We start from the raw sequence: 25,596 nt of genomic DNA on the forward strand, positions 1-25,596 counted from the left end.
GCCGGAGCCGCCCTGCTGAAGCGTTTCCTCTACTCGGCGGTCGGCACCAGCCGTTCCGGGCCCGGGTGCGGAGCGGTACGCAGCATGTCGAGGAGCTCCTTGTCCTGGGGGCGCAGCTTCTGCGGGCCGCCGCGGACCGGGACGCCCTCGACGACCTCGCCGGGCGCGTTCACCGGCACGTAGCGGGTCGGCGCGGTCGCCACGGTGAAGGCCGTGACGCCGATCAGCGCCACCGACACCCCGAAGACCGCCCGCGTGAGCCGCCGGGCCCGCCGCTCGCTGCCCGACCGCACGCTGCGGGCCGCGGGCAGCGTCGGCGTCGGTGCCTCCGCGACGAGCGCGCTCAGCCGGTCGTGCAGCAGCTCAGGGTCGGCGAGCTCGGGCAACCGCTGCGCGATGGCCGAACGGGCGTGGAGCAGCCGGTTCCCGGCTGCCGGGGTGCTCGCCTCGGTCTCGGCCGCCGTCTCCGGCAGGTCGAGGCCGAGTCCGTCGTAGAGCAGGACGGTACGGCGGTACGGGGGCGGCAGCTCCAGGAGTGCGTCGAGCAGGGCGCGCCGGGAGGCCTCGGCCGGCGGGGCGTCGGGGTGCCGGTGGCGCCGCCGGAAGCGGTGCCAGGGCGAGAGCGCGTACTCGTACGCCGCCGCGCGCACCCAGCCCACCGGATCGCGGTCGACCGCGACCTCGGGCCAGTGCTGCCAGGCGTAGTGGAACGCGTGCTCGACGGACTCCCGGGAGAGCGAGCGGCGGCCCGTGAGCAGATACGCCTGGTGCACGAGGGAGGGAGCGGCGTACGCGTAGAGGGCGTCGAACGCCTCCTCGGCCGTGAGCCCGTCGCGGGCACCGGCCTCCGGCACCTCGCCTCCTGCGCCGCCCTCCGGGACCGTGGCGCCGGCATCGGCGCCGAACGCCGGCCCGTCGGCCGGGCGGCGGCGCGACGTGGCATCGCGGCGCGACGTCGCGGCCCGGCCGCTGTCCACCGACGCGCGCGCGTCGTCGGACGCGGTGAGAGCCGCGGTGGCGGGCCCGGTGGGAACCGTGGTGGCGGAGCCGGTGGGAGCCGCGTCGGCGGAGGTGGTGAGAGCCGCGTCGGCGGAGCTGGAAGGAACCCCGGCGGCGGAGCCGGTCGGAACCGCGTCGGCGGAGCTCGTGGGAACCCCGGCGGCGGAGCTGGACAGAACCGCGTCGGCGGACCCGGTGGGAGTCGCGTCGACGGGGGGTGCCTCGATGACCGCCGCGCCGGGGGATGTGTCCGTGGAGGCCGGCGCCGTGCTGCCGCTCGGCGCGGTCGCCGGAAGCGGCGCGGGCCGGTCCGCGTGCGCCACGGCGGCCTCGGGCGCCCCGGCGCCGCTCCCGGCCGGCTGCGGGCGCCCCTCCGGCGGTCGCGGAGCATCCGCGGCCCGCGCCGCCGGACCCGCCTTCGACGCCGGCGGCGTCTTCGGAGGGCCGGCCGTGCCCTTCGCGGCCGCACGCGGGCGGGTCTGCGCCGGGGAGGGGCGGGCGGGCTTCTCCGGCTCCGGGGACGCCGGCTCCTCGTAGATGCCGAGGAGCTTCGCGTATGCCTCCCGCTTACGCCCTCTGGGTGCACTGCGGCCGGTCTCCCAGGAGCGGACGGTGGACCGGGTGACGCCCAAGGCCTCCGCGACCTGGTCCTCGCTCAGGGAGAGGGCCTCCCGCAGCCGCCGCCGCTCCTTGGGGGACGGGAGCGAGAAGGACGGACTCGTCGGACTCATCGGCGTCGACCTCCCGCGGCGCTTCTCTGGGCGGAAAAGTACATAAACGTATCTTGAGCGACACAACGGCCATTCGCCTGTTACAGGGGCGAACAGCGTGTCGCTGGCAGCATGGCCTCCGTGACCCACGTGACCGAGCCGCACCCGCCGCCGGCGGCGCCCGACGTCAGGGTCCAGGGCGGTCGCTCCGCCGCCCTGGCCACGGCCTTCGTGCGCGGCGGCCTCGCGGCCGGGCTCGGCCTCGGAGCGTTCGCCGTTCTCGTCATCGGCGCCTGGATCGCCTCGCCCCACGCCGACGGCGGCCCCGGCGGCGCGTTGCACACCGCCGCCGGTCTCTGGCTGCTCGCCCACGGCGCCGACCTGATCCGCGTGGAGACCGCCACCGGCGTTCCGGCGCCCCTCGGCGTCACCCCGCTGCTGCTCAGCGCCCTGCCGCTGTGGCTGGCGCACCGGGTGGCCCGCGACACCGCCGACCCCGGCGACGCCCGTCCGGCGCCCTCGCCCGTCGCCGGGGTCGCCGCCGTCGCCTCGGGATACCTGCTGGTCGCGGCGGTGGTCGTGGTCTACACGGAGGCCGGCACGCTTCCCGCCGACCTGTTCACCACGGGAGTCTGGGCCCCCGCCGCCGTCCTCGCCGCCGCGGGTGCCGGCGCCTGGGCGGCGCACGGCCGGCCGCTGCCGGGACGGGAGCGGAGCGAGATCGCCCTGCGCGCCGCCGGGCTCGCCCTGGTGGTGCTGCTCGGCGGCGGCGCGCTGCTCGCGGCGGGCTCCTTGCTGGGGCACGTGGGCGAGGCGCAGGCGTCCTTCAACGGCCTCGCGGGGGAGTGGTCGGGCCGGGCGTCCGTCGCCCTCCTCGGGCTCGCGCTGCTGCCGAACGCCGCCGTCTGGGGCGCTGCCTACGGGCTCGGCCCCGGTTTCGCCCTCGGCACCGGCGCGCTGGTCACCCCCCTCGGCTTCACCGGCGCTCCCGCGGTCCCCGCCTTCCCGCTGCTCGCGGCGCTCCCCGGCCACGGGCCGGGCGGCTGGCCGCAGGCGGCCGCCGCCGCGGTTCCCGCCCTGGCCGCCCTGGCCCTGGGGCGCCGCGTCGGGCGGGCGGGCCGCGCCTGGTCCGGGCAGGAGACGGCGCTGAGCGTGCTGGCCGGGGCCTCGGTCTGCGGCGCGGCGGTCGCGGTGCTCGCCGCTGTGGCCGGCGGGCCGCTCGGCACGGGACGGCTCGCGGCCTTCGGCCCCGTGTGGTGGCAGACGGGCGCGGCGGCCGTGCTGTGGTGCGCGGGCGTCGGCCTGCCGACCGCCCTCGCCGTACGGGCCTGGGGCCTCCGCGGTCTCAGGAAGGCGGCGGAACGCGCGGCGGGCGCGCCGGATCCGGACCTCGGCGCGACGGGCGCGTCCGGCGCGCCCCTGCCCGTGCCCGCGGCCTCGTCGGCGTCCGCGGCGTCCGCGGTCTCGTCCGTGTCCGCGGCCCTGTCCGCGCTCCTGCACCTGTCCGTCCCGGCGCGGGCCGGGGGGAGCCCGGAGGAGGACCCGCAGGACCTCCCGGGTGCCCCGGGTGTGCAGGGCGCCCTGGAGACCGCGGGCACGGGCCCCTTGCCGCGGTCCCTGTCGGAGACGGCCGGCGGGCTCGACGCCCTGGACGGCCTCGACCTCCTCGACCCGCTCGACCCCCTCGACGACGACTCCGGCGACGAGGCCTACGGCTTCCTGCCCGCCGCCTGGGAACCGCCCGCCGGGCCCCCGGCGGAGCCCCCGGCCCCGCCGCCCGAGCGGGCGTGACTCCGCACGCCTACTCCCGTACCCCGAACGTGTCCTGCAGCGGCTTCGGCAGCAGTTCGTTGCACGCCAGCCGGCTCTGCTTGGTCAGGGCGTCCGCCCGGCACTCGTAGAAGTCGCGGTAGGCGAGGTGCATCGCGAAGCCGCTCGCGACGATCATCAGGGCCACCGAGGACGCCACCAGGCCGCTGATCGCGGCCGTCCGCTTCGACCGGGCCGCGGTCGCCGCCTGGCCCGGCGCGGCCGGCGTCTGCGGGCCCTCGCCCTCCCCGGCGGCCGCGGCCTTCACCTTCGCGCGCAGGGCGCTGATCGCCCAGTACAGGCCGAGGGCGCCGAGCAGCAGCGCGAGCTCGGGGATGTCGAAGATCGCGAAGAAGAAGGCCCACATGCCCGAGAGCACCGCGTACCGGGCCCGCCGCTGCGCCGGGTCGGTGGGGTCCCAGCGCAGGCCGGGGCCCTGGCCGCCGTCGGGGCCGCCCTGGCCGCCCGAGGGGCGCTCGGGGCGGCGGCCGAAGCCGTCGGAGGATCGTCCGGGCTGACTGCTGCTCCAGCCGGGACCGGCCGGGGAGCCGCCGCCCTCCGGGTCCTCCTGCCCCTCCGGGCCCTCCGGACGCCGCGGCTGCCACGGCTGGTCCGGCTGTCCCTCCGGCGGCGGTGCGAACGGGTTGTTGTCGTTCGTGGACTGGCGATCCGGCATGTGCTGGACGTCTTCCCTCTGTCTGGTGTGCCCGGGTGTGGTGTGGCGCGCGGCCCTGGTGTGGCGGGTCGTCGGACCCTGACGCTACCGCCCGGTCCCGCCCCCGTCCCGTGGGGGCCGTCCGGAGTGCCGGTATCGTTGCTGACGGTCGGGCCCTTCGTAGGGTTCCCCGTATCGAGGGACGCGATTCGTTCGTACGACCGCACAAACACCACGGAAAGAGTGACCCAGTGGCTGCCGCCCGCCTCGTCGTCCTGGTCTCCGGTTCCGGCACGAACCTCCAGGCCCTGCTCGACGCCATCGCCGCCGACCCCGAGGGTTACGGCGCCGAGGTCGTCGCCGTCGGCGCCGACCGCGAGGGCATCGCCGGGCTCGACCGGGCCGAGCGCGCCGGGCTGCCCACCTTCGTCTGCCGGGTGAAGGACCACGCGAGCCGCGAGGAGTGGGACCGCGCCCTGACCGAGGCCACCGCCGCGTACGAGCCCGACCTCGTCGTCTCGGCCGGCTTCATGAAGATCGTCGGCAAGGAGTTCCTGGCCCGCTTCGGCGGGCAGGTCGTGAACACCCACCCGGCTCTTCTCCCCAGTTTTCCCGGTGCCCACGGCGTCCGCGACGCCCTCGCCTACGGCGCGAAGGTCACCGGATGCACCGTCCACTTCGTCGACGACGGTGTCGACACCGGCCCGATCATCGCCCAGGGCGTGGTCGAGGTGCGGGACGAGGACGATGAAGCCGCGCTCCACGAGCGCATCAAGGAAGTCGAGCGCTCGCTGCTCGTCGAGGTCGTGGGGCGCCTCGCCCGCAACGGCTACAGCATTGAGGGACGAAAGGTTCATGTCGGTGAACACGGACACCGTTAAGCCCATCCGCCGCGCGCTGATCAGCGTCTACGACAAGACGGGGCTCGAAGAGCTGGCCCGTGGTCTGCACGAGGCCGGCGTCGAGCTGGTCTCCACCGGCTCCACCGCCTCGAAGATCGCCGCGGCCGGCGTCCCGGTCACCAAGGTCGAGGAGCTGACCGGCTTCCCGGAGTGCCTGGACGGCCGCGTCAAGACGCTGCACCCGCGCGTCCACGCCGGCATCCTCGCCGACCTGCGCCTGGAGTCGCACCGCGAGCAGCTCGCCGAGCTGGGCGTGGAGCCCTTCGACCTGGTCGTCGTGAACCTGTACCCGTTCCGCGAGACGGTGGCCTCCGGCGCCACCCCGGACGAGTGCGTCGAGCAGATCGACATCGGCGGCCCGTCCATGGTCCGCGCCGCGGCCAAGAACCACCCGTCCGTGGCCATCGTCACCGACCCCGGCGCCTACGCCGCGGTCCTCCGGGCGGTCAAGGAGGGCGGCTTCACGCTGGGCCTGCGCAAGCGCTTCGCCGCCCAGGCCTTCCAGCACACCGCCGCGTACGACGTCGCCGTCGCGTCCTGGTTCGCCGACGACTACGCCGCCGCCGACGACAGCGGCTTCCCCGACTTCCTGGGCGCCACCTACGAGCGCAAGAACGTGCTGCGCTACGGCGAGAACCCGCACCAGGGCGCCGCGCTCTACGTCGACGGCACGGGCGGCCTCGCCGAGGCCGAGCAGCTGCACGGCAAGGAGATGTCCTACAACAACTACACGGACACCGACGCCGCGCGCCGGGCCGCGTACGACCACGCCGAGCCGTGCGTCGCGATCATCAAGCACGCCAACCCGTGCGGCATCGCGGTCGGCGCCGACGTCGCCGAGGCCCACCGCAAGGCCCACGCCTGCGACCCGCTGTCCGCGTTCGGCGGCGTCATCGCCGTCAACCGCCCCGTGTCCGTCGCGATGGCCGAGCAGGTCGCCGAGATCTTCACCGAGGTCATCGTGGCCCCCGGCTACGAGGACGGCGCCGTCGAGGTCCTCGCCAAGAAGAAGAACATCCGCGTGCTGCGCGCCGAGGGCGCCCCGGCCAACCCGGTCGAGGTCAAGCCGATCGACGGCGGTGCCCTGCTCCAGGTCACCGACCGCCTGCAGGCCGACGGCGACGACCCGGCCAACTGGACCCTCGCCACCGGCGAAGCCCTCTCCGAGGCCGAGCTCGCCGAGCTCGCCTTCGCCTGGAAGGCCTGCCGCGCGGTCAAGTCCAACGCGATCCTGCTCGCCAAGGACGGCGCCTCGGTCGGCGTCGGCATGGGCCAGGTCAACCGCGTCGACTCCGCGAAGCTGGCCGTCGAGCGGGCCGGCGAGGAGCGCGCCGCCGGCTCGTACGCCGCCTCGGACGCCTTCTTCCCCTTCCCCGACGGCCTGGAGATCCTCACCGCCGCCGGTGTGAAGGCGGTCGTGCAGCCGGGCGGGTCGGTCCGCGACGAGCTGGTCGTCGAGGCCGCAAAGAAGGCGGGCGTGACCATGTACTTCACCGGTACGCGCCACTTCTTCCACTGACGGTGACGGGGACCGTGACGGTCCCCTGATCGACGACCCGGGCGGGCTCCGGCCCGCCCGAGTCGTCGATTCCGCCGGTCGAGTGGACTCTGTTCTAATGGGTTGCTCTTTTGTCGGCGGCTGGTCCCTGGGGGCGCGGTGTTGGATGTGCAGAGCAGTTCCGCGGCGGAGCCCTCCGCCCCCGAGGCCGACGGCGGCCCGCCGGGCGGTGGCCCCACGCCGGCGCCGGTGCTCCCGTACGCCGTCCTCGCGACCGTCCTCGGCGCCCTGTACTTCCTCTACTCGTGGGTCCAGTACGACCGCTTCCGTACGCCCTCCTGGGACCTCGGCATCTTCGAGCAGTCCGTCCGGGCCTACGCCGAGCTGCGTGCCCCGATCGTCGACATCAAGGGCCCCGGCTTCCTCATACTCGGGGACCATTTCAGCCCGGTGACCGCGCTCCTCGCGCCGCTCTACTGGGTGTGGTCCTCCCCGCTCGCTCTTCTCTTCGCCCAGGCCGCGCTCTTCGCCGCCTCCGCCGTCGTCGTCGGCCGCACCGCCCAGCAGGTGCTCGGCAGCCGTGCCGCGGGGATCGGCCTCGCCGTGGCGTACGGGCTCTCCTGGGGCCTCCAGGAGGCGGTCAAGTCCGACTTCCACGAGATCGCCTTCGCCGTCCCGCTGCTCGCCCTCACCTGCCGGGCGCTGCTCCTGGGCCGCTGGACCGCGGCCGTCGCCTGGTCCGCGCCGCTCGTCCTCGTCAAGGAGGACATGGGCCTGACCGTCGCCATGGTCGGCGCGGTCCTCTTCGTCAAGGGACAGAAGCGCCTCGGTGCCGCCCTCGCCGGCTTCGGCACCGTCTTCTTCGCGCTCACCGTGCTCGTCCTCATCCCGGCCGCGAGCCGGGTCGGCCAGTACGACTACTGGGCCAAGATCGAGAAGTCCGGTGACGGCGCGAACGTCTCCTTCCTCGACTCCGTCGTCGGCGCCTTCCAGCACGGCGAGAAGTGGGAGATGGTCCTCTTCCTCGTCGGCATCACCGGCTTCCTCTGCCTGCGCTCCCCGCTGATGCTGCTCGTCCTGCCGACGCTCGCCTGGCGCTTCCTCTCCCACGACCCCAACCACTGGGGCATGTTCTGGCACTACAACGCGATCCTCATGCCGGTGGTCTTCCTGGCCCTGGTCGACGGGGTCCGCGCCGTGCGCACCTCGCCGCGGCCCTGGCTCGCGGCGTACGGGAAGGTCGTCGTCCCCGTGGTCACGGCGATCGCGATCGTGCACGCCCTGGACATGCCGCTGCGCGAGCTGCTGCGCTCGGAGACGTACGCGGTGGACGCCCGCACCCTGGACGCGCGGCGGGCGGTGGCCGCGGTGCCGGAGGGCAGCAGCGTGGAGACGAACGTGACGCTCATGCCGCACCTGACCGGTGACCACACCGTCTACTGGGTCGGCGGCGCGCAGGGTGTGAGCCCCGACTACCTGGCCCTCGACCTCAGCTCCGGCTGGTCCCAGCCGGTCACCGACCCGGTGGGCCTGGCCTCCCAGCTGCACCCGGAGGCGCGGTACGCGGTGTCGGCGCAGGCGGGACAGTTCGTGGTGCTGAAGCGGCAGTGACGCCGCGGACATGCCGAAGGGGCCCGGTTCCAGGACGGAACCGGGCCCCTTCGCGCGGGCGCCGGATCAGTAGCGCGGGCGGTTGAACCAGGCGCCGGCCTGCGGGGTCACCATCGAAGCGAGGATGATGCCGCCGATGGCGAGGCTGATGACGCCGCTGACCGCGCCGGAGGCCTGGCCGGAGGTGAAGTTGCCGAGGGAGCCGAGGATCATCAGCGAGGCGTAGATGATCGTGATGACACGGATCGCGGTGCCGCCGGTGGCGAACTTCACGCCGAGGAAGATCCCCAGGCCCGCGAGCAGCAGCAGGAGGACGACGACGATGAAGCCGAGGCCGGCGAGGCCCGTCTCCATGTCCGAGTCGGCCGTGCCCGAGGCCGCCGCGAAGATGATGCCGAAACCGATGCCGGCGAGGATCTGCAGGCCGGAGATGACGTAGAGGATCACGCGGGCGGCCGTCATCAGGCCGGGCATCTTCGCGGGACCCTGGGGGTAGCCGCCGGGGCCGCCCGGGTACGGGCCGACCGGCGGGGCGGCCGGGTAGCCGTAGCCCTGCTGGGGCGGGACGCCCTGCGGGGTCTGCTGCGGGTAGCCGTAGCCGGGCTGCCCCTGCGGCTGGCCGTAGCCGGGCTGCTGCCCCTGCGGCTGCCCGTAAGGATTGTTCGGATCGCCGAAGCTCATCGGGAGGTTCCTCCGTTGATTCTTGTGCGGGGACGACGCGGCCCGCGCGGAGGAAGAGTGACCATCTGTTTCACCACGTATGAGCGGTTCTGCCCCCCGGCACTGCCCGCGGCACTGCGCAGATCATCGTGGTCAAAACGTCCACCCGTTGTCCAGTCGATACGCAGCGCGGTTGTGCAAGTGCAATCTCCGGCTCCGAATTGGAATCAGGCGGGGGTCATCCGGGAGGATGGCCGCATGAGCGCCCAGATTCTCGATGGCAAGGCCACCGCAGCCGCGATCAAGTCCGATCTGACCGTCCGCGTGGCGGCCCTCAAGGAGCGGGGCGTCACGCCCGGTCTCGGCACCGTCCTGGTCGGCGACGACCCGGGCAGCCAGAAGTACGTCGCGGGCAAGCACCGCGACTGCGCCCAGGTCGGCATCGCCTCCATCCAGCGCGAACTGCCCGCCACCGCCACGCAGGAGGAGATCGAGGCGGTCGTCCGGGAGCTGAACGAGGACCCGTCCTGCACCGGCTACATCGTGCAGCTCCCGCTGCCCAAGGGCATCGACGAGAACCGCATCCTGGAGCTGATGGACCCGGCCAAGGACGCCGACGGCCTGCACCCGATGAACCTCGGCCGGCTGGTCCTCAACGAGCCGGCCCCGCTGCCCTGCACGCCGAACGGCGTCATCACGCTGCTGCGTCGGCACGGCGTGGAGATCAAGGGCGCCGAGGTCGTGGTCGTCGGCCGCGGTGTCACCATCGGGCGCCCGATGCCGCTGCTGCTGACCCGCCGCTCCGAGAACGCCACCGTGACCCAGTGCCACACCGGCACCAAGGACCTGGCTGCCCACCTGCGACGCGCGGACATCATCGTGGCGGCGGCCGGCGTCGGCCATCTGATCAAGCCGGAGGACGTCAAGCCGGGCGCCGCCGTGCTCGACGTGGGCGTCTCCCGCGACGCCGACGGCAAGATCGTCGGCGATGTGCACCCGGGTGTCGCCGAGGTCGCCGGCTGGATCTCGCCGAACCCCGGCGGTGTCGGCCCGATGACCCGCGCCCAGCTCCTGGTGAACGTCGTCGAGGCCGCCGAGCGCGCGGCCGGGGTGCTCTGACGGTGTCCTCCTCCGACACGCCGGAGGAGCCGGACGCGGACACGCGGGACGAGACCGCGGAGGGTGCTGCCGTCCCGCGCCGCCACCCGCGGGCGAAGCTCACCACCACGACCGCGCGTCCCGAGGGCGGCGGCCGGGCGGCGCCCGGCGACGCACCGGCGCCCGCGCGCCAGTGGCCGCTGCTGACCGTGCTCGGACTGACCGCGCTCGGGCTGCTGATCGTCGGCGCCGACCTGTTCCCGCAGTCGTTCCGGGTCGGCACCCTGCTGGTCGGGGGGGCGCTGCTGACGGGCGCGGCGCTGCGTCGCGCGCTGCCCTCGGTCGGGATGCTGGCGGTGCGCTCCCGGTTCACCGACATGGTCACGTACGGGGTGATGGGCGGCCTGATCGTGCTGCTCGCGCTGATGGTCCAGCCGGAGCCGTGGCTGCGCATCCCGTTCCTGGAGGACGTCCTCCACCTCACGGTGACGTGATCCCGTCGTGCGACAGGCGCCCGCCCTCTCCCCCGTGGGAGGGCGGGCGCCGCCGTGATCAAGGGTCATGTACGTGCCAAAAGCCCTTCAAGCTCCGCCGGTTCCTTGTGGCACGGAAGTGACCATTCCGGTACTTGGTGTCCGGTAGCCGGGTGGCAGTGAGCCGTCCCACAAGGGGGTGGGAACCGGGTGGGGCCCGGGTCGGATAGCCTGATCGCTGGATATCTCTTCACGTCGAGACACCGATCGATCAAGAGGGGTATCCCACACCAGGGGCAGGGACCCCCACCGCCAGCTGTCTTACGGAGATCGCCATGACCCGCACTCCCGTGAATGTCACCGTGACCGGCGCGGCCGGCCAGATCGGCTACGCGCTGCTCTTCCGCATCGCCTCCGGCCACCTGCTCGGCGCGGACGTGCCGGTCAAGCTCCGCCTCCTGGAGATCCCGCAGGGCGTCAAGGCCGCCGAGGGCACCGCCATGGAGCTCGACGACTGCGCCTTCCCGCTGCTCAAGGGCATCGACATCTTCGACGACCCGAACAAGGGCTTCGAGGGCGCCAACATCGGCCTGCTCGTCGGCGCCCGCCCGCGCGGCCCGGGCATGGAGCGCGGCGACCTGCTCGCCGCGAACGGCGGCATCTTCAAGCCGCAGGGCGAGGCCATCGCCGCCCACGCCGCGGACGACATCAAGGTCCTCGTCGTCGGCAACCCGGCCAACACCAACGCCCTCATCGCCCAGTCCGCCGCCAAGGGCGTCCCGGCCGAGCGCTTCACCGCGATGACCCGCCTGGACCACAACCGCGCCCTGACGCAGCTGGCCCAGAAGACCGGCTCCCCGGTCACGGACATCAAGCGCCTCACCATCTGGGGCAACCACTCCGCGACCCAGTACCCGGACATCTTCCACGCGCAGATCGCCGGCAAGAACGCCGCCGAGGCCGTGAACGACCAGGCGTGGCTGGCCGACACCTTCATCCCGACCGTCGCCAAGCGCGGCGCCGCGATCATCGACGCCCGTGGCGCGTCCTCCGCCGCCTCCGCCGCGAACGCCGCCATCGACCACGTCCACACGTGGGTCAACGGCACCGCCGAGGGCGACTGGACCTCCATGGGTGTCCCGTCCGACGGCTCCTACGGCGTCCCGGAGGGCCTGATCTCCTCCTTCCCCGTCACCTGCAAGGACGGCGCGTACGAGATCGTCCAGGGCCTGGAGATCAACGAGTTCTCCCGCGCCCGCATCGACGCCTCCGTCAAGGAGCTGTCGGAGGAGCGCGACGCGGTCCGCGAGCTCGGCCTCATCTGAGTCCCGCGGCTCCCGGGACTCTCGTAGTCCCGGAGCGCCCGTGGTCCCGCGGCTCCCGCGGCCACCGCAGTACGCACACGGCACCCCCGGCCCCTTCGGCCGGGGGTGCCGTGCGTTCTATGCTGTCCCCCCGGTTCCCGTCAACTCGGCGGAATCCACGCGTAGTTCGGTACTTCGGGGGATCAATTGACGCAGTCGCCGCCCTTCTTACCGCAGCAACCCGGTCCGTCGCCCGCCGCGGCCCGCGGCAATCCCGCCACGAGCGAGGCCACCCGGCTGCTCTGTGCCGGCACCTACCTCGACGAGACCTTCCGCGACGCCGTCATCGAGCAGCTCTACGTCCACGAGGAACGCGTCGCCGCACCGTCGCTCGGCGTCGACGCGGCCCGCGTCCTGGCCCACGCCCTGCGCGCCCGCCGCATCGAACTCGGCTGGTCGGCCGCTGTCCTCGGCCTCTGGGTCGTCTCCTTCGCCCTCACCCAGGGCCTTGTCATGCTCCTGGCCGTGCCCTTCGTCCTGCTCGCCGTCGCCCGCTGGATCCGCGGCGGCGCGCGCCGCGCGCCCTGGTACCGCGCCGTCCCCACCTTCCTGCTGCGCTGGTACGCCCGGCTGATGCTGTTCATGAACGTCGTGATGCTGGTGTCCGCCGCCTTCGGGCAGGAGGTGGGCGACTGGTGGCTCCTCTCGGAGTACCTGGGCTACGGCAACCCGAACGCACTCACCGCTCTCCTGCTCGACAGCACCGCGGGGTCGGGCATCGGCTCCCTCGAGGTCTGGATCACCCTCGCGGTGCCGTTCCTCATCGCCGCCGCGGTGGGCGCGCAGCACGGCCAGTTCGCCCGGGCGCTCACCAGAGAACTCCACCGCGACCGCTTCGCGGACCTCCAGGGCGACCCCGCCGAACGGGCCCAGGGGGCCCGCTACCGGCGGCTGCGCGACCGGATCCGGGTCGAACAGCACGCGCGGCTGGTGATGTACCGCTCCGAAAACCCGTTCTGCGGCGCGGGTGAACCGCACGAGCCGTGGTCGCTCTCCGTCGAGCTCCGGCCCCGCAAGGACCTGGACGGCGGCGCGCCCGAGCCGCTCGACAACAGCGCGATCATGCGGCACATCGTCCCGCTCGTGGAGGCGCTGCGCCTGCCCTCCCCGCACGGCTCGCCGGAGCTCCAGGCGGGCGTACGGGACCGGTTGCGCCACCTGGAGACGGACGAGGTCGTCTTCCTGCCCGTCGACGGACTGCCGAGCCGCGCGGCCGCCCCGTACACGCCCGAGGGCTTCGAGCGGCACCGCTCCGGCGCGATCGAGGAGGGCGGCGAGACCCGCCGCCACTTCCTGCGGATCAGGGTCGGCGGCTGGGGCGAGGAGATCGTCACCACCGTCTTCGTCCGCGTGCACACCCAGGGCGGCATGCTGATGCTGGAGGTCGCCCCGCACGTGCTGCGGCCGGTGGCCGAACTGTTCCGGTACGCCGACCGGAACGCCCACCGCTACCGCCACAACCACCACTTCGGCCGGGCCGTCCAGGCCCTCGGGCAGACCCCGCGGTCCGCCGGGCAGGCCATGGTCACCGTGTGGCAGGCCTTCGGTCACGGCTGGCGGCTCTCCACCGAGGGGTACGCGGGCGCGCTGCCCGAGGGCCCGCTGCACTCCGTGCGCGAGCTCGGCTCCGACGACAAGGCCTCCCTCTTCCAGGAGATGGACGTCAGCCGCTACCTGAAGAGCATCCAGGACCGGGTCACGAACGGCGTGACCGTGGCGCTGCGTCAGGCCGGATACGAGACGGCCGAGTTCGAGCAGAAGATCGTCCACATCGCCGAGGGCGCCACGTTCATCGAGGGCACCAGGGGGAACGTCACCATCGGCGATCACAACACCGTCAGCAGCAAGACCTTCACCACGACGAAGACCGGAGGCGACCGTGGCTGAGAACCAGAATCCCGTGAACCCGGCGGCCGGCGGCATCCACGTCAGCAACGCCGGTGGCAACGTCACCATCGGCGACCACAACACGGTGTCGTACACGGTGCGGGGCTCCGAGCCCGCCCGCGACCCGCGCCAGGAGGAGCTCCTCCGGGCCGTCCGCGAGCTGCGCGCCGACCTGACCCGCATCGTCGCCTCGGAGCAGACGACCGCGCTCGACGCCGAACTCTCCGACGCGGAGGACGAGATCCAGGGCACGGGCGCCGCCGGTCCCGGCCGCCTCACCCGCCTGCGCCAGGCCCTGGCCGACGCGGGCGCCGTCACCGGCATCTTCGCCTCGGCCGCAGCCGTCGGCCAGGCCGTCGGCGTGCTGCTCGGAGGATGAGATGAGCCGTGACGGGGGCGGCGGAGCGTGGTGGAACGACGAGAAGCAGAGCTGGGAGACGGGTCCGGCACGGCCTCCGGCGGGGTCCGGCCCGGGTGCGGCGCCGCCCGGCGGCGGTGTGCCGGCCCCGCCGCCGCCCGGCTCCGAGGGGCCGGGCGCGGCGGGGCCGGGAACAGGGACCGGCCCCGTACCGGCTCCGGGAACGGGTCTCGGCCCGGTGCCGTATCCGGGGGCCGTCCCCGGATACGGGCCGGTGCCGGCGGTGCCCGTGCCGCCCGTGCCGCCCATGCCTCCGCAGGCGCCGCCCGGGGCGCCGGGGAGCCCGGGGGCGGGGCGGCGGAACGCCGTGATCGCCGGAGTCGTCGTGGCCGTGCTCGTCGCCGGGTCCGTCGGCGGCTGGTTCCTGTGGGGAAGGGACGGGAACGACGGCGGTACGGGCCGGGGCCCGACGGCGGCGCCCAGCGTGTCCGCGTCGACCTCGGGCTCGGCGTCCGGGACGGACGGGACGCCCTCCGGAACGGCGTCGGGCTCCCCGTCGCCCTCGGCCGGCGCCCCTCCCGCCGGGTTCCGGCTCGTCGAGGAGAGCGGCTTCGCCCTCGCCGTACCCGAGGGATGGAACCGCACCACCTCCGGGAAGAGCGTCTTCTACAACGCGCCCGACGGCCTCAGCCTGGTGCAGGTCTATCCCCTCGACGAGCCGGGGATCACCCCCTACGAGGCGCTGCGGCTGACCTCGCGGGACCTCGCGGCACAGAACCCCGGCTACAGCGAGATCAGCCTCGCGCGGACCGGGCCGGGCGACGACTCCGTCGAGCTGGTCTACGCCTACGACCGCACCGAGGGGCGCCGGAAGGTCGTCGACCGGGCCTTCGTCGGCGGTGACGGGAGGCAGTACGCGGTGCTCGCCGCCGGGCCCGAGAGCGCCTGGCCCGAGCAGCGGAAGACGCTGGACACGGCCCTGGAGTTCTTCGAGCCGTGACCGGCCCGGCCGTGACCGGCCCGGCCGTGACCGGCCCGGTCGTGACGGGTCAGGCCGTGACCGGCCCGGTCGTGACCGGTCAGGCCGTGAGGAGCTGACGGGCCAGTTCGCCGACCTCGCTCAGCGCGCGGGCGTGCAGTCCGTGCCCGAAGGTGATCCGGGTCGCACCGAGCCGGCCGAGCTCGGCGTGCGAAGGATCGCCGGGCCGGGCCAGGAAGTTGAGCGGGCCCTCGACGCCCGCCGCGCGGAGCCGGGGGAGGTCCTCGGCCGGCGCGAGGATCGGGAAGACGCAGTCCGCGCCCGCCGCCGTGTACCGGCGGGCGCGTTCGGCGGCCTCGTCGGGCGTCCCGCCGTGGAGGTACGTGTCCACGCGCGCGTTGACGAAAAGCGCGGGCCCCGCCGCCTCCCGTACCGCCGCGATGCGTTCGGCGTGCTCGCGCGGATCGCGCAGGCGGTGCGTGCCGCGTTCGGAGTCCTCCAGGTTGAGGCCGACCGCCCCGGTCTCCAGGACCCGCGCGACCAGTTCCTTCGCCGACAGGCCGTAGCCGTCCTCGAGATCGGCGGTGACCGGTACGGAGACGGCCCGGACGATCCGCGCCACCGCCGCGAACATCTCGACGGCCGGGGTCTGCCCGTCCGCGTACCCGAGCGCGGCGGCGACGCCCGCGCTCGGGGTGGCCAGGGCCGGGAAGCCGGCCTCCTCGAAGACACGGGCGGTGGCGGCGTCCCACGGGCCGGGCAGCACGAGGGGGCGGCCGCCGGGCCGCGTGTCGTGCAGGGCGCGCAGCCGCTCGGCCGGGCTCACGTCGCCGCTCACCGCTTGTACGCCCCGGGGGTGTAGTGGCCCGGGGTGAAGCGGCAGGTGACGCCGATCCGGTTCCAGGAGTTGATCACCGTGATCGCGCCGATGACGTGCGCGAGCTCGGTCTCGTCGAACTGCGCGGCGGCCTCCGCGTACACCTCGTCGGGCACGAAGCCGTCGGTGAGGACGGTGACCGCCTCGGTCAGGGCGAGGGCGGCCAGCTCGCGCTCCGTGTAGAAGTGCCGCGACTCGCGCCAGGCGGACAGCTGGACGATCCGCTGCACGGTCTCGCCGGCCGCGAGCGCGTCCTTGGTGTGCATGTCCAGGCAGAAGCCGCAGTTGTTGATCTGCGAGGCGCGGATCTTGATCAGCTCGTAGAGGGTCGGGTCGACGTGCTTCGCCGCGGCGATCTCCAGACCGATCATGGCCTTGTAGAACTCGGGGTGCTTCTCGGCGAACGCGAGCCGGGGCGCGTGCTCCGCTGCGTAGGCGGTGGGGGTGGCGGGGGAAGCCGTCTCGGTGAGCGTCATGGTGATCACCGTACGGTTCGGATGGCGCCCGGGTATGGTCCATTCTCATGGCGAATGACTGGGCCACTTTCGGTGCCGATCTGCATCTGGAGCTCTCCGGGAAGGGCCTCCGCAACGGGCTGATGGACGCCCTGCGCGAGGCCGTGCGCAGCGGGCGGCTGGCGGCCGGGACCCGGCTGCCGTCCTCGCGTTCCCTCGCCGCCGACCTGGGAGTGGCCCGCAACACGGTCGCCGACGCGTACGCGGAACTCGTCGCCGAGGGGTGGCTCACGGCACGGCAGGGCTCCGGCACGCGGGTGGCCCCGCGGTCCGCACCGCGCCGCCGTACGGCGCCGAGCCGGGTCGCCGGCGCCCCGGCCGCGACCGGGAAGCCGACGTACAACCTGCGGCCCGGCACGCCCGACCTGGCCTCCTTCCCGCGCGCCGACTGGCTCAAGGCGGCCCGCAAGGCGCTGATGACGGCACCCAACGAGGCCTTCGGGTACGGCGATCCGCGTGGCCGGATCGAACTGCGCACCGTCCTCGCCGAGTACCTGGCGCGGGCGCGGGGCGTGTACGCGCGACCCGAACGCATCATGATCTGCTCGGGGTTCGTGCACGGCCTGATGCTGATGGGGCAAGTGCTGCGGGCTCGGGGGGTGCGGGAGGTGGCCGTGGAGTCGTACGGCCTCGACATCCACTGGGCGCTGCTCGAACGCGCGGGCCTGCGGATCCCGGCCCTGCCGTTCGATGAAAGGGGCACGCGGACGGAGGAGTTGGGGTCGCTGGGCGGAGGGGTCGGAGCGGTCCTCATGACCCCCGCCCACCAGTTCCCCATGGGCGGCGCGCTGCGGCCCGACCGGCGGGCGGCCGCCGTCGACTGGGCGAGGGCCGCCGGGGGGCTGATCCTGGAGGACGACTACGACGGGGAGTTCCGCTACGACCGGCAGCCGGTCGGCGCGCTCCAGGGCCTCGACCCGGAACGGGTCGTCTACATGGGCACCGCGAGCAAGTCCCTCGCGCCGGGGCTGCGGCTGGCGTGGATGGTGTTGCCGGAGCACCTGGTGGACGAGGTGGCGGCGGCGAAGGGGGCGGTCGACTGGGTGTCGAGCGTCACGGACCAGCTGACCTTCGCGGAGTTCCTCCGGTCGGGCGCGTACGACCGCCACGTGCGTGCCATGCGTCTGCGCTACCGGCGCCGCCGCGACCAGCTGGTCGCGGCCGTGGCCACGCGCTCGCCGGAGACGCGGGTCAGCGGCATCGCGGCCGGCCTCCACGCGGTCCTCGACCTGCCGGCCGGCACCGAGGCCGCGGTCGTCCGCTCTGCCGCCTTCCAGGGGCTGGCCCTCACCGGCCTCGACGCCTTCCGCCACCCCTCCACCCCGCCCACCAGGGACGCCCTGGTCGTCGGCTACGCGACCCCGCCGGACAGCGCCTGGTCAGGCGTCCTGGAGGCGCTGTCCCGCGTCCTCCCGTAGACCCGCCGCCCGCCGCCCGCCACCGCGCGCGGTGGGCGCCGCGCTCAGTCGGTCTCCACCGTCTCGACGGTCCGCGCCGTCGACGGCGCCTCGCCGAAGCGGGCCAGGGTCAAGGACCCCGCCACCGCGATGGCGAAACCGAGGAAGGCCAGCCAGGAGAGGCCCTCGCGCGTGCGGTCGCCGAGCCAGACGACGCCGACGATCGCCGGGCCGATCGTCTCGCCGAGCACGAGCCCGGCCGTCGCGGTGGTGACCGAGCCGCTGTGGAGGGCGGAGGTGTACAGGAGGAACGCCGCGCCACCGCCCACGAGGAGGGCGTAGAGCGCGGGGTCCGTGAGGTCCGCCGAGTCGATCAGACGCACGGCGACCTCCACGACCCCGAAGCCCACGCCGCCCGCGAGGCCGAGCGCCAGGGCCCGGGGCCGCTCGGGCAGGCGACCCGCCGCCGCCCCGACCAGCAGGACGCCGAAGGCCGCGACGAGCAGCCCCCACTCCAGGCCCGCCCCGACGTCCTCGTGGCCCTCCTTGCCGGAGGCGAGAGCCAGCATGGCGAGCCCGAGGCACACCAGACCGACGGCCGCCCATTCGATCCGGCGCAGCCGGACCCTGAGCACCCGTGAGGCGATCACCGCCGTCACGGCGAGGCTCGCCGCGAGCGCCGCCCCGACCGCGTAGATCGGCAGTGTCCGCAGCGCGACGATCTGGAGCACGAAGCCGAGCCCGTCCAGGCCGAGCCCGGCCACGTACCGCCACTGCCGCAGCGCCCGCCACATCAGCGTGACGTCGACCCCGCCGCCCGTTCCGGGCTCGGCGGCCCTGGCGCCCATCGCCTGGAGCACCGAAGCGGCGCCGAAGCAGAAAGCGGAACCCAGTGCGCACAACATCCCAAGAAGCACGAAAGGGACTCTAGTGCGACGGGGATCGGCCACGCGTTCAGGCCGGGCCTACACTGTGCGGTCGCAAGCAGGCGCGGGTCGGCGCCGTACGGACAGGGGAGGACAGGCGATGCGCAGACTGAGGTCCGGCACGGTGATACTCGGCGGCGTGAGCATGCTCGCGGCGACGCTGACCGCGTGCGGCTCCGAGCCCGACCGCCGGTGCATCGACCCGATGACGTACAAGGAACTCCCGGACTACAAGTGCGAGTCCGGCGGCAGCAGCGACGGCTCCTCCCACAGCGGCGGCCGCTACTACTACGGCGGCTCCTCCCGCGACGGCTCGGTCAGCGGCGGCAGCTTCGACAGGTCCGCCGTCGACAGCGGTGGCTTCGGCGGCCACCACTCCTCCTCCGGCGGCTGAACCGCCCCATGGAGCGCCACACCATCGAGCCCCGCCCCGGCTGGCAGCGGACGGTCGAGGAGCAGGGCCTGATCTACCCGCTGACCCGCTACCCCGACGACTCGCTGCGCCCCTACTGGGACGAGAGCGCCTACTACTCCTTCACCCTCCCCGAGGTCGAGGCGCTGGAAGAGGTCGTCGAGGAACTGCACGCCATGTGCCTGGCGGCCGCCGCGCACATCGTGGAGAAGGACCGGTTCGCGGAGCTCGGGATCACCGACCCCCGGCTCCGGGCGCGGGTCGCCGAGGCCTGGCACCGCCGGGAGGAACTGCCCACTCTCTACGGGCGGTTCGACCTCCGGTACGACGGCACGGGGCCGGCCAAGATGTTGGAGTACAACGCCGACACCCCCACCTCCCTCGTGGAGGCCGCGAGCCCGCAGTGGTTCTGGATGGAGGAGCGCTTCCCCGGCGCCGACCAGTGGAACTCCCTGCACGAGCGGCTCGTCGACGCCTGGCGGCGCCAGGCGCACCTGCTGCCGCCCGGCAGCCCCGTCCACTTCGTCCACTCCGACGGCGACGAGCTCGGCGAGGACCTGATGACCGTCGCGTACCTGCGCGAGACCGCCCAGCAGGCCGGTCTCGCCACGGAGGCGCTGTCGGTGGAGCGGATCGGCTGGGACCGGATCTCCGGGCGCTTCGTGGACGACCGGCTCCGCTTCATCCGCGCCTGCTTCAAGCTCTACCCGTGGGAGTGGCTCACCACCGACCGCTTCGGGCCCCACGTCCTCGACACCCTCGACAACGGCGGCGGCACGGGCACCACCTGCTGGATCGAGCCCGCCTGGAAGATGCTGCTCTCCAACAAGGCGCTCCTCGCCCTCCTCTGGGAGCTGTACCCCGGGCACCCCAACCTGCTCCCCGCCTACCTCGACGGCCCGCGCGAGCTCGCCGCCGCCGACGGCCCCGGTTACGTCTCCAAGCCGCTGCTCGGGCGCGAGGGCGCGGGCGTCACGATCCACGAGCCGGGCGCCGCCCCGGTGCCCCGGCGCGACGACGAGCCCTGCTGCTACCAGGAGTCGGCTCCGCTGCCCGATTTCGACGGCAACCGGGTGGTGCTCGGCGCGTGGACCGTCGGGGACGAGGCGGCGGGGCTCGGGATCAGGGAGTCGGCGGGCCCGATCACGGACGAGTACGCCCGCTTCGTCCCGCACGTCATCCTCTGACGGCGACAGCGACAGCGACGGCGACGGCGACGGTCCGGGAGCTGGGCCTGCGGGCGACGCCGGGGCGGCGGTCCGCCCCGCGCTGATCCGCGACGTAGTCCCGCAGCGGTGCGGGCTTCAGACCCGCCGCGTCCGCGAGGTCGAGCGCCCGCCTCAGGTCCTGCTCGATCGTTTCGTTGAAGTGCAGCAGGATGATGTCGCCCGCCTTGAGGCTCGGTGCCGGCGGGGTCCACGGGCCCCAGGTGGTCAGGTCGTGCGTCCAGGTCACCAGCGCCTCGGCGCCGCAGGCGCGGGCGGTGGTCCGGGTCGTCGCGTCTTACGTGCCGTACGGCGGGCGCAGCAGCCGGGGGCCGTCGCCGAACTCGGCGAGGTGCGCGTCGCGTGCGCCGCAGACCTCGGCCCGCCGGCCGGCGGCGTCCAGGGTCGTCAGGTCGGGGTGGCCGACCGTGTGGTTCTCGACCCGGGAGCGGCCCTGGTCGAGCAGCGTGTGGAAGTAGCCCTCGTCGTACGAGTAGGCGCCCGGCAGCAGGAAGAGCGAGGCGGGCACCCGCCGGTCGAGCAGCAGCCTCGCGGCGGCCGGGTCGTGGTACCAGCCGTCGTCGATGGTGATGAAGACGACGGGGTCGGTGGTCTCGACGTGGGAGACGACCGGGACGGGCTCGGGCCAGGCCGCCCGCGGGGCGGCGTGGGCGGAACCGGCGAACGCGCCGAGCAGCGCGACGGGGACGAGTGCGGCGAGCGCGCCGCGCAGCGCGCGACGCAGACGGGGTCTCGACATGGCGGCCATCGTTGGCCTAGACCAACTGGGGTGTCAATGGGTGCACTCGGCCACTCCCGCACCCCGTGAAACGGACCCGCGCGCTCCCCCTCGCCGGAGGGGGAAGGGCCCGGCCGACCAGGCCGGCCGGACCCTTCTCCTGCGAACCCGTCGGGTCTCCTGGGCGGCAGCCCGGACCGTCGGTCTCGGGAGTCGCCCCGGACCGTTGGTCTGCTGGCGTCGCCCCGGACCGTTGGTCTGCTGGCGTCGCCCCGGACCGTTGGTCTGCTGGCGTCGCCCCGGACCGTCGGTCTCCTGGGCGACACCCCGGTGCGCCCGGCTGTGGGGCCGTCAGTCGGAGAGCACCGCCCTCAGCTGCTCGAGCCCCCAGTCCAGGTCCTCCTTGCCGATGACCAGCGGCGGGGCGATCCGGATCGTCGAGCCATGGGTGTCCTTCACCAGGACGCCGCGCTCCATCAGCTTCTCCGAGATCTGCCGGCCCGTGCCCTTCTCCGGGACGATGTCGACGCCCGCCCACAGGCCGCGCCCGCGGACCGCCTCCACCGCGCCGCCGCCCACGAGCAGACCCAGTTCCGCGTGCAGGTGCTCGCCGAGCTCGGCCGCCCGCTGCTGGTACTCCCCGGTCCGCAGCATCGCGATGACCTCCAGGGCCACCGCACAGGCCAGCGGGTTGCCGCCGAAGGTCGAGCCGTGTTCGCCCGGACGGAACACGCCGAGGACGTCCCGGTCCGCGACCACCGCCGACACCGGCACCACACCGCCGCCGAGCGCCTTGCCCAGGATGTAGACGTCCGGCACCACGTCCTCGTGCTCGCAGGCGAAGGTCTTGCCGGTACGGCCCAGGCCCGACTGGATCTCGTCCGCCATGAACAGCACGTTCCGCCGGGCCGTCAGCTCCCGTACCCCGCGCAGGTATCCGGGCGGGGGCACGAGGACCCCCGCCTCGCCCTGGATCGGTTCGAGGAGCACCGCCACCGTGTTCTCGGTGACCGCAGTCTCCAGGGCGGTCAGGTCCCCGTACGGCACGATCTCGAAGCCCGGCGTGTAGGGGCCGTAGTGGTCGCGGGCCTCGTGGTCCGTGGAGAAGCTGACGATCGTCGTGGTGCGGCCGTGGAAGTTGTTGCCCGCGACCACGATCTTCGCGTGCCCGTCCGGCACGCCCTTCACCTCGTACCCCCACTTCCGGGCGGTCTTCACCGCCGTCTCCACCGCCTCCGCGCCGGTGTTCATCGGCAGCACCATCTCCTTGCCGCACAGCTCGGCCAGGCGGGTGCAGAACTCCCCGAAGCGGTCGTGGTGGAAGGCGCGCGAGGTGAGCGTCACCCGCTCCAGCTGCGCCCGCGCGGCATCGAGGAGGCGCCGGTTGCCGTGGCCGAAGTTGAGCGCCGAATAGCCGGCGAGCATGTCGAGGAAGCGGCGGCCCTCGACATCGGTCATCCACGCCCCCTCGGCGGAGGCGACGACCACGGGAAGGGGGTGGTAGTTGTGGGCGCTGTGCGCGTCCGCGGCAGCGATCTCGTCTTGCGTTCTCGACACGGGATCTCCGTTCGTCCTGCGGCCTGGGGCGGGTGTGGCTCCCTTTTCTTATCGTCGCTCGGATGCCGGACGGGGAAACCTACGTGTCGGCGCGCCCGCTAGTCTGGAAACACGCGCGGCGACTGGCGAACGGGGAAGCGACCCCGGGGGAGCCGTGCGCGGCAGACCACACGAGGTGCCGCCCGCCTGGGCATCACGGGACGACCGACCAGGTCCCGTGTGGTGCCGCCAGGCAGCCGCACCGGGGCCCCTGCCCGGAGGACGCCATGACCCTTCCCAGCCAGCACCCCGAACTTCCCGCCCAGCACGCGGACCTTCCCGCGCACCACCCCGCGCTCTCGGCGACCGACCCCGAACTCGCCGCGCTCGTCGGCGCCGAGGAACGGCTCCAGGCCGAGACCCTGCGGCTCATCCCCAGCGAGAACTACGTCTCCGCCGCCGTCCTCGAAGCCTCCGGCACCGTGCTGCAGAACAAGTACAGCGAGGGCTACCCCAGCCGCCGCTACTACGAGGGCCAGCAGAACATCGACCAGGTCGAGACCCTCGCCGTCGAGCGCGCCAAGGCCCTCTTCGGTGTCGACCACGCCAACGTGCAGCCCTACTCGGGCTCCCCGGCCAACCTGGCCGTCTACCTCGCCTTCGCCCAGCCCGGCGACACCGTGATGGGCATGGCCCTGCCCATGGGCGGCCACCTCACCCACGGCTGGGGCGTCTCCGCCACCGGCACCTGGTTCCGCGGCGTCCAGTACGGCGTGCGCAAGGACACCGGGCTCATCGACTTCGACCAGGTCCGCGAGCTCGCCCTCGCCGAACGCCCGAAGGTGATCTTCTGCGGCGGCACCGCGCTGCCCCGCACCATCGACTTCGCCGCCTTCGGCGAGATCGCCCGTGAGGCCGGCGCCGTGCTCGTCGCCGACGTCGCCCACATCGCCGGCCTCATCGCGGGCGGCGCCCACCCCTCCCCGGTGCCGCACGTCGACGTGATCTCCACGACCACCCACAAGACCCTCCGCGGCCCGCGCGGCGCCATGCTGATGTCCCGCGAGGAGCACGCCAAGGCCCTCGACAAGGCCGTCTTCCCCGGCCTCCAGGGCGGCCCGCACAACCAGACCACCGCGGCCATCGCCGTCGCCCTGCGCGAGGCGGCCCAGCCCTCCTTCCGCGACTACGCCCACGCGGTCGTCGCCAACGCCCGGGCCCTCGCCGAGGCACTCCTCGCCCGCGGCTTCGACCTGGTCTCCGGCGGCACCGACAACCACCTGATCCTCATGGACCTCACCCCCAAGGAGGTGCCCGGCAAGGTCGCCGCCAAGGCCCTCGACCGGGCCGGGATCGTCGTCAACTACAACACCGTCCCCTACGACCCCCGGAAGCCCTTCGACCCCTCCGGCGTCCGCATCGGCACCCCCTCCCTCACCTCCCGAGGCCTCGACGCCTCCCACATGGCGCAGGTCGCCGACTGGATCGACCGGGGTGTCGCGGCCGCCGGCAAGGGCGACGAGGACGCCCTCGCCGTGATCCGCGCCGAGGTCGCCGAGCTCATGGGCGCCTTCCCGGCGCCCGGTCTGCCGGTCTGAGCCCCCCGGCGTCCCACCGGACTCACCGGACGGAGGCGGCGACCCGCAGCGCCTCCGCCCGGTCCGGTATCCCCTCCAGACGGAGCGTCAGCGCGCCCCCGCCCCTCGTCCACAGGAGCGTGGGGCCCGCCGGGCGCACCGAGTGCGTCCACGCCGCTCCCGAGGCGTCCGTCATCGGGAAGGTCAGTACGTGCGGACGGGCGAACCAGTACGCCTCCGTGCCGTCCGGCAGCGTCACCCACTCCGGCTGGACCCGCACGAGCTTGGCGAAGCCGAGGTCGAGCCGGGCCGGGAACGCGTCCAGCCGCACCGCGCGGCCGCCCGCCGTCCGCCAGCACAACCCGACCACCCCGCGGGGCTCCGCACCCGTGACCGTCACCGCGTCCGGCGGCCCGAGCGCCCCGGGTACCGGCGGCGCGAAGCCGGCCCTGCGCCCCGCCTCCGCGAGCGGCACCGGATCCGGGCAGCCCGGGACGGCCGCCGGGCCCGGCGCGGGCGGCGCCCCCGGCTCGTACCGCACGTCGACCCCGCCGAAGCCCAGCCACTCCACGACCGTCGCCCGCACCGGGGGAGTGAGCACCACGACCATGAGCAGCCCCGAGAGAGAGGCGACCAGGGCCTTCCACCGGCGCCGCAGCCACCGCCACCGGTCGGGCGGCGGCGCCGGGACGGGCACCCCCTCGGCCAGGAGCTGCGCGAGCACCCGCTCGGCCATCGTCGCCCCGTCCACGTCCGGCACTCTCAGGTCCCGCCCGAGCGCCCGCAGCTCCTCCTCCAGACCCCGCTTCCCGCCGTCAGTCATGCTCGTCACCTCCCTTCAGCGCCGTCCCCAGCCTCTTCAGCGCCCGGCTCAGCCGGGACTTCACCGTCCCGCGAGGCCAGCCGAGCGCCTCGGCCGTCTCCGCCTCGTCCAGCTCCAGCAGATAGCGGTGCACCACCACCTGGCGGTGCTCCTCACCCAGAGCGTCCAGCGCCGCCCGCAGCCGCCGGCGCCGCTCGTCCTCCTCCGCCGCCACCGCCGGGTCCGCGCCCTCCGGTATCAGCGGCTCGCCCGCGAGCAGCTCCGCCTCACGCCCCGCCACGGCCCGCTGCCGACCGGCCGAGCGGAGTGTGTTCCTCGTCTCATTGGCGATGATGCTGAGCAGCCACGGCCGGAACGACGCCCCCTCCTTGAACCGCCCCAGCGAGCGATACGCCTTGAAGAAGGCCTGCTGCACCACGTCCTCGGCGTCCACCCCCGCCCCACAGGCCACCGCCGCCCGCAGCGCCACCGCCGTATGAGCGCGGACCAGCTCCGCGTACGCCTCCGGCTCCCCGGCGCATACCCGTGCGATCACCGCGGCCTCGTCCTCGACCAGGCCCCCCTCCCGCGTCCCCACACCTTTGAT

General features: G+C 73.9%; 25 protein-coding genes and 1 riboswitch. Of the genes, 14 read left to right on the forward strand and 11 right to left on the reverse strand.

Annotation, left to right across the window (positions count from 1 at the left end; genetic code table 11):
- Nucleotides 1–29: 29 nt before the first annotated feature.
- Complete coding sequence (locus tag AB0M16_RS02180; RefSeq protein ID WP_365337727.1) at nt 30–1,730, reverse strand: sigma factor-like helix-turn-helix DNA-binding protein; 1,701 nt, start codon at nt 1,728–1,730, stop codon at nt 30–32.
- 120 nt (nt 1,731–1,850) lie between these two features.
- On the opposite strand from AB0M16_RS02180, the gene AB0M16_RS02185 reads away from it, so the two are divergent.
- Complete coding sequence (locus AB0M16_RS02185) at nt 1,851–3,500, forward strand: DUF6350 family protein (protein WP_365337729.1); 1,650 nt, start codon at nt 1,851–1,853, stop codon at nt 3,498–3,500.
- Between the two features lie 10 nt (nt 3,501–3,510).
- Here the strand turns inward: AB0M16_RS02185 and AB0M16_RS02190 are convergent, their stop codons facing one another.
- Entirely contained in the window at nt 3,511–4,194 is a 684-nt protein-coding gene (locus tag AB0M16_RS02190; RefSeq protein WP_365337731.1) for a hypothetical protein, read from the reverse strand.
- Nucleotides 4,195–4,424: 230 nt separating this feature from the next.
- On the opposite strand from AB0M16_RS02190, the gene purN reads away from it, so the two are divergent.
- The 3 genes from purN (at nt 4,425) to AB0M16_RS02205 (ending at nt 8,184) form a co-directional block, all read left to right on the forward strand.
- Nucleotides 4,425–5,054 carry a phosphoribosylglycinamide formyltransferase gene (purN, locus tag AB0M16_RS02195; RefSeq protein WP_365337733.1) on the forward strand — a complete coding sequence of 210 codons (630 nt, stop codon included), beginning with the start codon at nt 4,425–4,427 and terminating at the stop codon, nt 5,052–5,054.
- A complete protein-coding gene (purH, locus tag AB0M16_RS02200; protein WP_365337735.1) occupies nt 5,029–6,594 on the forward strand; it encodes a bifunctional phosphoribosylaminoimidazolecarboxamide formyltransferase/IMP cyclohydrolase in 1,566 nt (521 codons plus the stop codon). The genes purN and purH overlap by 26 nt, the downstream gene beginning before the upstream one ends.
- A gap of 147 nt (nt 6,595–6,741) precedes the next feature.
- Entirely contained in the window at nt 6,742–8,184 is a 1,443-nt protein-coding gene (locus tag AB0M16_RS02205; protein WP_365337737.1) for a DUF2079 domain-containing protein, read from the forward strand.
- Between the two features lie 66 nt (nt 8,185–8,250).
- Here the strand turns inward: AB0M16_RS02205 and AB0M16_RS02210 are convergent, their stop codons facing one another.
- Nucleotides 8,251–8,865 carry a hypothetical protein gene (locus AB0M16_RS02210; protein WP_365337739.1) on the reverse strand — a complete coding sequence of 205 codons (615 nt, stop codon included), beginning with the start codon at nt 8,863–8,865 and terminating at the stop codon, nt 8,251–8,253.
- Between the two features lie 237 nt (nt 8,866–9,102).
- Between AB0M16_RS02210 and AB0M16_RS02215 the strand changes: the two genes are divergently transcribed.
- The 6 genes from AB0M16_RS02215 (at nt 9,103) to AB0M16_RS02240 (ending at nt 15,024) form a co-directional block, all read left to right on the forward strand.
- Entirely contained in the window at nt 9,103–9,963 is an 861-nt protein-coding gene (locus tag AB0M16_RS02215; RefSeq protein WP_365337741.1) for a bifunctional methylenetetrahydrofolate dehydrogenase/methenyltetrahydrofolate cyclohydrolase, read from the forward strand.
- Nucleotides 9,864–10,436, forward strand: coding sequence for a DUF3017 domain-containing protein (locus tag AB0M16_RS02220; protein WP_365337956.1), 573 nt, complete (start codon nt 9,864–9,866; stop codon nt 10,434–10,436). Before AB0M16_RS02215 ends, AB0M16_RS02220 begins: the two co-directional genes overlap by 100 nt.
- Nucleotides 10,437–10,750: 314 nt before the next feature.
- The gene (locus tag AB0M16_RS02225; protein WP_365337743.1) at nt 10,751–11,740 is read left to right on the forward strand and encodes a malate dehydrogenase; all 990 of its coding nucleotides are present in this window, start codon (nt 10,751–10,753) and stop codon (nt 11,738–11,740) included.
- Nucleotides 11,741–11,926: 186 nt separating this feature from the next.
- Nucleotides 11,927–13,666: a hypothetical protein gene (locus AB0M16_RS02230; RefSeq protein ID WP_365337745.1), complete on the forward strand. Its 1,740-nt coding sequence runs from the start codon at nt 11,927–11,929 to the stop codon at nt 13,664–13,666.
- A complete protein-coding gene (locus AB0M16_RS02235) occupies nt 13,659–14,045 on the forward strand; it encodes a hypothetical protein (RefSeq protein ID WP_365337747.1) in 387 nt (128 codons plus the stop codon). The genes AB0M16_RS02230 and AB0M16_RS02235 overlap by 8 nt, the downstream gene beginning before the upstream one ends.
- A gap of 346 nt (nt 14,046–14,391) precedes the next feature.
- Nucleotides 14,392–15,024, forward strand: a complete 633-nt coding sequence (locus tag AB0M16_RS02240; RefSeq protein WP_365337749.1) for a hypothetical protein — start codon at nt 14,392–14,394, stop codon at nt 15,022–15,024.
- A 79-nt stretch (nt 15,025–15,103) separates the two neighbouring features.
- Here AB0M16_RS02240 and AB0M16_RS02245 read toward each other — a convergent pair whose 3' ends face one another.
- Together AB0M16_RS02245 and AB0M16_RS02250 are read right to left on the reverse strand one after the other, a co-directional pair.
- Nucleotides 15,104–15,829 carry an isocitrate lyase/phosphoenolpyruvate mutase family protein gene (locus AB0M16_RS02245; RefSeq protein WP_365337958.1) on the reverse strand — a complete coding sequence of 242 codons (726 nt, stop codon included), beginning with the start codon at nt 15,827–15,829 and terminating at the stop codon, nt 15,104–15,106.
- Nucleotides 15,830–15,837: 8 nt separating this feature from the next.
- Nucleotides 15,838–16,356 carry a carboxymuconolactone decarboxylase family protein gene (locus tag AB0M16_RS02250; protein WP_365337751.1) on the reverse strand — a complete coding sequence of 173 codons (519 nt, stop codon included), beginning with the start codon at nt 16,354–16,356 and terminating at the stop codon, nt 15,838–15,840.
- A gap of 47 nt (nt 16,357–16,403) precedes the next feature.
- Here AB0M16_RS02250 and AB0M16_RS02255 point away from each other — a divergent pair, with 47 nt between their 5' ends.
- Nucleotides 16,404–17,813, forward strand: a complete 1,410-nt coding sequence (locus AB0M16_RS02255) for a PLP-dependent aminotransferase family protein (protein ID WP_365337753.1) — start codon at nt 16,404–16,406, stop codon at nt 17,811–17,813.
- A 44-nt stretch (nt 17,814–17,857) separates the two neighbouring features.
- Here the strand turns inward: AB0M16_RS02255 and AB0M16_RS02260 are convergent, their stop codons facing one another.
- Entirely contained in the window at nt 17,858–18,697 is an 840-nt protein-coding gene (locus AB0M16_RS02260; RefSeq protein WP_365337960.1) for a hypothetical protein, read from the reverse strand.
- Nucleotides 18,698–18,818: 121 nt separating this feature from the next.
- Here AB0M16_RS02260 and AB0M16_RS02265 point away from each other — a divergent pair, with 121 nt between their 5' ends.
- Together AB0M16_RS02265 and AB0M16_RS02270 are read left to right on the forward strand one after the other, a co-directional pair.
- Entirely contained in the window at nt 18,819–19,112 is a 294-nt protein-coding gene (locus AB0M16_RS02265) for a hypothetical protein (RefSeq protein ID WP_365337755.1), read from the forward strand.
- Between the two features lie 8 nt (nt 19,113–19,120).
- The gene (locus AB0M16_RS02270; protein ID WP_365337757.1) at nt 19,121–20,317 is read left to right on the forward strand and encodes a glutathionylspermidine synthase family protein; all 1,197 of its coding nucleotides are present in this window, start codon (nt 19,121–19,123) and stop codon (nt 20,315–20,317) included.
- On the opposite strand, the gene AB0M16_RS02275 is transcribed toward AB0M16_RS02270, so the two are convergent.
- The 3 genes from AB0M16_RS02275 to rocD all read right to left on the reverse strand — a co-directional run bounded on the left by AB0M16_RS02275 (nt 20,307) and on the right by rocD (nt 22,631).
- Nucleotides 20,307–20,585 carry a hypothetical protein gene (locus tag AB0M16_RS02275; RefSeq protein ID WP_365337759.1) on the reverse strand — a complete coding sequence of 93 codons (279 nt, stop codon included), beginning with the start codon at nt 20,583–20,585 and terminating at the stop codon, nt 20,307–20,309. The two genes, AB0M16_RS02270 and AB0M16_RS02275, sit on opposite strands and share 11 nt — an antisense overlap.
- Nucleotides 20,586–20,633: 48 nt before the next feature.
- On the reverse strand, nt 20,634–21,095 hold the full coding sequence (locus tag AB0M16_RS02280; RefSeq protein WP_365337761.1) for a polysaccharide deacetylase family protein: 462 nt from the start codon (nt 21,093–21,095) through the stop codon (nt 20,634–20,636).
- Between the two features lie 330 nt (nt 21,096–21,425).
- On the reverse strand, nt 21,426–22,631 hold the full coding sequence (gene rocD / locus AB0M16_RS02285; protein ID WP_365337763.1) for an ornithine--oxo-acid transaminase: 1,206 nt from the start codon (nt 22,629–22,631) through the stop codon (nt 21,426–21,428).
- A gap of 108 nt (nt 22,632–22,739) precedes the next feature.
- Nucleotides 22,740–22,830: riboswitch (ZMP/ZTP riboswitch) on the forward strand.
- Nucleotides 22,831–22,897: 67 nt separating this feature from the next.
- Here rocD and glyA point away from each other — a divergent pair.
- The gene (glyA, locus tag AB0M16_RS02290; protein WP_365337765.1) at nt 22,898–24,208 is read left to right on the forward strand and encodes a serine hydroxymethyltransferase; all 1,311 of its coding nucleotides are present in this window, start codon (nt 22,898–22,900) and stop codon (nt 24,206–24,208) included.
- Nucleotides 24,209–24,230: 22 nt separating this feature from the next.
- On the opposite strand, the gene AB0M16_RS02295 is transcribed toward glyA, so the two are convergent.
- Together AB0M16_RS02295 and AB0M16_RS02300 are read right to left on the reverse strand one after the other, a co-directional pair.
- Nucleotides 24,231–25,010: a hypothetical protein gene (locus AB0M16_RS02295; RefSeq protein ID WP_365337767.1), complete on the reverse strand. Its 780-nt coding sequence runs from the start codon at nt 25,008–25,010 to the stop codon at nt 24,231–24,233.
- Nucleotides 25,003–25,587, reverse strand: a complete 585-nt coding sequence (locus tag AB0M16_RS02300; protein WP_365337769.1) for an RNA polymerase sigma factor — start codon at nt 25,585–25,587, stop codon at nt 25,003–25,005. The genes AB0M16_RS02295 and AB0M16_RS02300 overlap by 8 nt, the downstream gene beginning before the upstream one ends.
- Between the last annotated feature and the right edge of the window lie 9 nt (nt 25,588–25,596).

The sequence above is a fragment of the Streptomyces sp. NPDC051921 genome (genome assembly GCF_040680975.1).
Lineage (GTDB): Bacteria > Actinomycetota > Actinomycetes > Streptomycetales > Streptomycetaceae > Streptomyces.

Excerpts from the sequence above, each read along its gene's own strand:
- AB0M16_RS02210 (WP_365337739.1), bottom strand. The coding sequence starts at position 8,865 with ATGAGCTTCGGCGATCCGAACAATCCTTACGGGCAGCCGCAGGGGCAG.
- AB0M16_RS02280 (WP_365337761.1), bottom strand. The coding sequence starts at position 21,095 with ATGTCGAGACCCCGTCTGCGTCGCGCGCTGCGCGGCGCGCTCGCCGCA.
- AB0M16_RS02260 (WP_365337960.1), bottom strand. The coding sequence starts at position 18,697 with ATGTTGTGCGCACTGGGTTCCGCTTTCTGCTTCGGCGCCGCTTCGGTG.
- AB0M16_RS02270 (WP_365337757.1), top strand. The coding sequence starts at position 19,121 with ATGGAGCGCCACACCATCGAGCCCCGCCCCGGCTGGCAGCGGACGGTC.
- AB0M16_RS02225 (WP_365337743.1), top strand. The coding sequence starts at position 10,751 with ATGACCCGCACTCCCGTGAATGTCACCGTGACCGGCGCGGCCGGCCAG.
- AB0M16_RS02295 (WP_365337767.1), bottom strand. The coding sequence starts at position 25,010 with ATGACTGACGGCGGGAAGCGGGGTCTGGAGGAGGAGCTGCGGGCGCTC.
- AB0M16_RS02190 (WP_365337731.1), bottom strand. The coding sequence starts at position 4,194 with ATGCCGGATCGCCAGTCCACGAACGACAACAACCCGTTCGCACCGCCG.
- AB0M16_RS02250 (WP_365337751.1), bottom strand. The coding sequence starts at position 16,356 with ATGACGCTCACCGAGACGGCTTCCCCCGCCACCCCCACCGCCTACGCA.
- AB0M16_RS02255 (WP_365337753.1), top strand. The coding sequence starts at position 16,404 with ATGGCGAATGACTGGGCCACTTTCGGTGCCGATCTGCATCTGGAGCTC.
- glyA (WP_365337765.1), top strand. The coding sequence starts at position 22,898 with ATGACCCTTCCCAGCCAGCACCCCGAACTTCCCGCCCAGCACGCGGAC.
- AB0M16_RS02215 (WP_365337741.1), top strand. The coding sequence starts at position 9,103 with ATGAGCGCCCAGATTCTCGATGGCAAGGCCACCGCAGCCGCGATCAAG.
- AB0M16_RS02180 (WP_365337727.1), bottom strand. The coding sequence starts at position 1,730 with ATGAGTCCGACGAGTCCGTCCTTCTCGCTCCCGTCCCCCAAGGAGCGG.
- purH (WP_365337735.1), top strand. The coding sequence starts at position 5,029 with ATGTCGGTGAACACGGACACCGTTAAGCCCATCCGCCGCGCGCTGATC.
- AB0M16_RS02265 (WP_365337755.1), top strand. The coding sequence starts at position 18,819 with ATGCGCAGACTGAGGTCCGGCACGGTGATACTCGGCGGCGTGAGCATG.